Source organism: Nesterenkonia sp. AN1, from assembly GCF_000582475.1.
Taxonomy (GTDB): domain Bacteria; phylum Actinomycetota; class Actinomycetes; order Actinomycetales; family Micrococcaceae; genus Nesterenkonia; species Nesterenkonia aurantiaca.
In genome coordinates this window covers 1-3,887 of sequence record NZ_JEMO01000033.1, presented here as the reverse complement: position 1 = coordinate 3,887, position 3,887 = coordinate 1, and the positions used below count along the sequence as shown (strand labels likewise).

Below are 3,887 nucleotides of genomic sequence, written 5' to 3'. Positions count from 1 at the left end.
TCTGGGCAGGAGCTTCAGGCGGACACGCCGAACGCTCCCAAATCCATGCTCGAGCAGGACTCCACGCTCAAGTGTGAAGAGCCCCTAAACCGTCGATGGACCCCCCTCTCCCTCACGCCGGCGTCCGCCATATCCCAAGCAGCGGAAGCTAACCAGGCGTCTCAAACAGTGTCTCGGCACAACCGTGTTCTCGTCCTCAGTTGCGAGACGCTTCAAAGAACTCTTGACAGGCCAAATTCTCTAAGGTTGACAAGTGATTCACCTGCCGGAATCCCGTCGTTGTGTGTCCTGGATCGCAGAACAAGTGTGACGGTCGTCCTATGTTTGATTCACAGGTACACACCTCGAGAAGGGATCCTCCGATGTCTGCCCCCCATGCAACACACGACACATCACGTACTACAGCCCCTGCCACCACGATGGGACAGAAGATCTCCGCCGGTGTCATCGGAGGTTTCGCCGGCGGTGTCGTCTTCGGGATCTTGATGGCGATGATGGGCATGTTGCCGATGATCGCCTCCATGGTCGGAAGCACCTCGGCGGCTGTGGGCTTCGGCGTACACCTGGTCATCTCCATCCTGCTTGGTCTGGGTCTGACCATCCCCTTCGGCGGGGCACTTCGCAGCTACGGCCGGGGCGCGATCATCGGACTGCTTTACGGCGTCCTCTGGTGGGTCTTGGGGGCCTTGCTGATCATGCCGCTGATGATGGGGATGCCGATCTTCGCCGTGAACACCATGGCGCTTTTTAGCCTCATGGGCCACCTCCTCTACGGACTGATCCTGGGTCTGATCGCCGTCGCAATCCTGAACCGGCGCAAGTAGACGACAGGCCCCTAGACGATACGTCCAGCGTGACAACACCACGAGTGCACGTCTGGGACGACCCCCACTGTTCGCACGCACAGCTTTAACCCTCAGCGCCATAAGCGCTGGAGAACACGGAGACACGATGAATTTCAATCCCGCAGACACCGCCTTGGTGGTCACCGACCCTCAGATCGATTTCCTGAGCCCCGACGGAGTCGCCTGGGAACTGGTCGGTCACAACGTAGAAGACAACGACACCGTCGCCCATCTGGAGCAGCTCTTCGCTCGAGCCACGGCTGGTCACTACAAGGTCTTCGTCTCCCCGCATTACTACTACCCTCACGACCACCAGTGGGAGTTCGGCGGCACCCTTGAGGAGAAGATGCACGAGATCGGCATGTTCGACCGACCCGGGCCCTTGAACATGGAAGGTTTCCAGGGCTCTGGGGCTGACTGGATGCCTCAGTACAAGCCCTACCTCGAGAGCGGCCGCGCCGTCATCTGTAGTCCGCATAAGGTCTACGGCCCTGAAGCCAATGACCTCGTCCTTCAGCTGCGTAAACGGGGGATCAGCAAGGTCGTGCTGGCCGGGATGTCAGCGAACCTATGCGTGGAGAGTCATCTCCGGGAGCTTCTCGAGCAGGGTTTCGAGGTGGTCGTCGTCGCCGACGCCACCGCAGCCGCCCAGCACCCCGAGCTCGGAGACGGCTACGCAGCCGCCATGACGAACTTCCGCTACATCGCCTCAGACGTGCTCACCACCGAGGAGGCGCTGCAAGAGATCGCCGCCTAACCCCTGGACAAGGGGCCGACGTCGGTTCCCTTGTGGTCCATACGTCGGCCCCGTCTTTCAGCCATGAATGACTTCGATACCGTTGGCCCAACAGCTGTGAGGGCTAGAGAAGATGAGGACGACATGAACACCGCCGCGGCAATGATCTCAGCTCATCCTGTGGACCCATCGATCCCGGATGTTCTGGCCGAGTGCATTCAAGCCTGCACAGACGCGGCCCTGGCGTGCACCTCCTGCTCCGACGCCTGCCTGGCCGAAGATGCAGTGGCTGAGTTGCGTTCCACCATCCGTCTAGCTCAGGATGCCGCGGACATGTGTACCACCACGGCCCGGTTCCTGTCTCGGCTCACAGAGACCGACGGCAATCTCTTGAAGACGATCTTGATGCTCTGCCGCGACTTTGTCGCGACCTTCGCGATGGAAGCTGCGCACCACGCCGACCAGTACGAACACTGCTCGTTAGCGATCCAGGCATGCCGCGATTGCGAAGAAGCCTGCCAGCGTCTGTTGCCTCGCCCGTTCTAAGGCTCGTCCGCTGCGCCTCTCAGCGCGTCGACTTAGAAGCAATAGCGGGGCCAGTTTGATGTGACGGGCTCGCCGCCAGCAATGGCGGCATGCAGGTCTCGACTCGACCGTCGACGATATGAGCTCGCACCACGGGGGTTGTTAGATCTGTGTCCGACGAAGTCCGGGATGTGCGCCCGAGCGCGTCCTCTGCCGCCTACCTGGCATCTATGACGAGGAGATCTCGCGCGAAACCTCTCGATCGACAGGGCAATGCATCGCGGCTTCGATACGCGAACGCCTGGTTGCCGAGCCCCCTGGCACTCGGCAACCAGGCTGACCTATCTGCGACGCAGCGAATCAGACTCTCGCGCCGCGGTGTTGCCTCAGTGAGTCCGCGTATCGCCTCATGAACCCCACCCTCGGGTCGGTACTGGCGGAAATCTCGCAGCGAAACTCTATCCAGCGTGGCTAGCCATATCCATCACGACCACCGTATCCATCAGGTTTGCCATGCCAGTACCAGAGTGCAGTCCCGTTCAAGGGGAAACGGGATCTGAACCGCTCCAGGTTCTCCCGGCGTCCTCACTGGCGTTGCGGAGATCGTGAGACCACTTCCCGACACATTGACCGTGCTGCCCAACATCTCATCGGTACTCGGGGTTGGGATCGAGACCGAGATCCTCTCCCGCATCCCACTGCTCCGGCACGTTGCCCCAGGCAGGGATGCCTCCTGCCTGGCGCAGCAGCTTCGCCATATGCATCAGGTTCCACGCCATGAACGTGGTGTTGCGGTTGGTGAAGTCACTCTCGGGTCCACCGGAGCCTTCATCGAGATAGCTCGGTCCCGGACCGACCGGACCGATCCATCCCGCATCAGCACCAGGCGGGATGGTCACCCCGATGTGCTGGAGGCTGTAGAGGATGTTCATGGCGCAGTGCTTCACCCCGTCCTCGTTGCCGGTGATCAACGCCCCGCCGACCTTGCCGTAGTAGATGTACTGGCCATCGGCCTTCGTCACCCCTGACATCGCGTAGAGGCGTTCGATGATCTGTTTGGTCACCGAGCTGTTGTCTCCGAGCCAGATCGGTCCGGCGACGACGATGATGTCGGCTGCCTTCACGTGCTCGAAGATCTCTGGCCAGGCGTCTTGTTCCCACCCGTGTTCTGTCATGTCCGGGTAGACCCCGGTGGCGATCGCATGATCGATGGGCCGGATGATCTCGACCTCGACCCCCTGGTTGCGCATCACCCTGGCGCTGAGGTCGACCAGCCCGGAGGTGTGACTGAGCTCCGGGCTACGCTTGAGGGTGCAGTTGAAGAACACGGCCTTCAAACCCGTGAAATCCCATTCCAGATCCGATGTCTGCTCGTGCTCGGTCATCGTGGTGACTCCTCTTTCTTGGGGACGGAACACGTATGTGTCACCGGCTGCGGGATTCCTCTGTGGTCTCTAGGTCGTTCCTACGCGCATCTGCAGGTGTCCGCCGCGCACTGAGGCGGCCCGGATCTCGGCGCAGTCGCGCTCCACCGCCGTCCAGGGATGCGCCTCGATATCGGCCCCGCCCAGCCTGCAGGCGGCCCTCGCCAGTGGACTCAGCAGAGCGCTGAGTCCGGTGGGCCGCTGCATATCCAGCACACCCAGACGCGCATCCTCCGTGGTCAGCCGTCTCATGTTCTCCCAGGCACCCTCCCACCGTTCCATCAAGGACAGGGCGTACGTGGCTACCGCCGCGTCGCAGAGCGCCGCCGTATTCAACCGGTGGTCGCAACAGCGTGC

The 3,887-nt window shown here is 61.6% G+C and carries 4 protein-coding genes and 1 pseudogene; 3 read left to right on the top strand and 2 right to left on the bottom strand.

Features of this window, described 5'->3' with window-relative positions; all coding sequences use genetic code 11:
- Positions 1-362 precede the first annotated feature (362 nt).
- From BG28_RS13560 to BG28_RS13550, 3 genes are all read left to right on the top strand, one after another.
- Positions 363-824, top strand: a complete 462-nt coding sequence (locus BG28_RS13560) for a hypothetical protein (protein WP_235181130.1) — start codon at positions 363-365, stop codon at positions 822-824.
- A gap of 127 nt (positions 825-951) precedes the next feature.
- Positions 952-1,602, top strand: a complete 651-nt coding sequence (locus BG28_RS13555; protein ID WP_036478047.1) for an isochorismatase family protein — start codon at positions 952-954, stop codon at positions 1,600-1,602.
- A 123-nt stretch (positions 1,603-1,725) separates the two neighbouring features.
- Positions 1,726-2,127 (top strand): hypothetical protein, encoded by a 402-nt coding sequence (locus BG28_RS13550; RefSeq protein WP_036478045.1) that lies wholly within the window; start codon positions 1,726-1,728, stop codon positions 2,125-2,127.
- A 626-nt stretch (positions 2,128-2,753) separates the two neighbouring features.
- Here the strand turns inward: BG28_RS13550 and BG28_RS13545 are convergent.
- Both BG28_RS13545 and BG28_RS14615 read right to left on the bottom strand, forming a co-directional pair.
- Positions 2,754-3,491: a flavodoxin family protein gene (locus tag BG28_RS13545; RefSeq protein WP_051501497.1), complete on the bottom strand. Its 738-nt coding sequence runs from the start codon at positions 3,489-3,491 to the stop codon at positions 2,754-2,756.
- Positions 3,492-3,560: 69 nt separating this feature from the next.
- A pseudogene (locus tag BG28_RS14615) lies at positions 3,561-3,887 on the bottom strand (hypothetical protein); the annotation flags it as partial.